The sequence below is a fragment of the Klebsiella sp. C360 genome, assembly GCF_048822415.1.
GTDB lineage: Bacteria > Pseudomonadota > Gammaproteobacteria > Enterobacterales > Enterobacteriaceae > Klebsiella > Klebsiella quasipneumoniae.
The window spans coordinates 1-825 of the sequence record NZ_JBMEZZ010000056.1; the positions used below are offsets into that span (position 1 = coordinate 1).

Here is an 825-nt window from a genome sequence, read left to right on the forward strand (position 1 = left end):
CATTGACTTTAAAGGCGTAATCACCGATAATTAAATCATCGGGAGGCAATACCGCCGCCCGAAAAATTGCCGGTATCGGCGCTTTAAGGAGTACACCATGACTGATATTACGACCCCTTCTGTTTATGTTGGCACTTACCATAAATACAACTGCGGAAGCATTGCGGGAGCCTGGCTCGATCTGACCGATTTTGATAGCTCAGAGGAGTTTTACGAGCGCTGCCGCGAGTTACACGCAAATGAGGCTGATCCAGAATTTATGTTCCAGGATTGGGAGGGTATTCCGTCTGATATGGCGTCAGAGTGCCATATCAACTGGGATTTTATTAACGGCTTTAAACAAGCCCGCGAGGAAGGAAACGAAGCGGCGTTTGTGGCCTTTGTTGATCTGTTTAATAGCACTGATTTCGACCTGTTTAGAGATGCCTATATGGGCGAAGCTAAGGACGAAGAAACTTTTGCAGAGGAATACCTGAATGATAGCGGTCTACTGAATGAAATTCCTGAATCCGTAGCCCGATATTTTGACATCGTAGCCTATGCGCGGGATCTGTTTATTGGGGATTTCAGTTTACATGACGGACACGTATTTAACATGACTTGCTGAAACCTAGTCCCCCGCCACGCGGGGGATATTAAACACCGCTCTAATTAATCGCCGGTATCGGCAAACAGCCATCTGGGCGGCTGCGCCGCCCCTTTGCTGCTGCTTGCCGGTGATCTCTCCAGCTCATGTTCTGCCATTGCGCTAAATCCTGATGCCACACAGGGCGTTACCCCTTCGGGGCCGCTCTGCTGTGCTGCGCATCGAGCCGGTTCCCGTCT

The 825-nt window shown here is 49.8% G+C and carries 1 protein-coding gene; it reads left to right on the top strand.

Annotated elements, in window-relative coordinates; translation table 11 throughout:
* The first annotated feature begins 97 nt into the window (after positions 1-97).
* Entirely contained in the window at positions 98-607 is a 510-nt protein-coding gene (locus tag ACOI7D_RS27810) for an antirestriction protein ArdA (protein WP_000129958.1), read from the top strand.
* Positions 608-825: the final 218 nt, after the last annotated feature.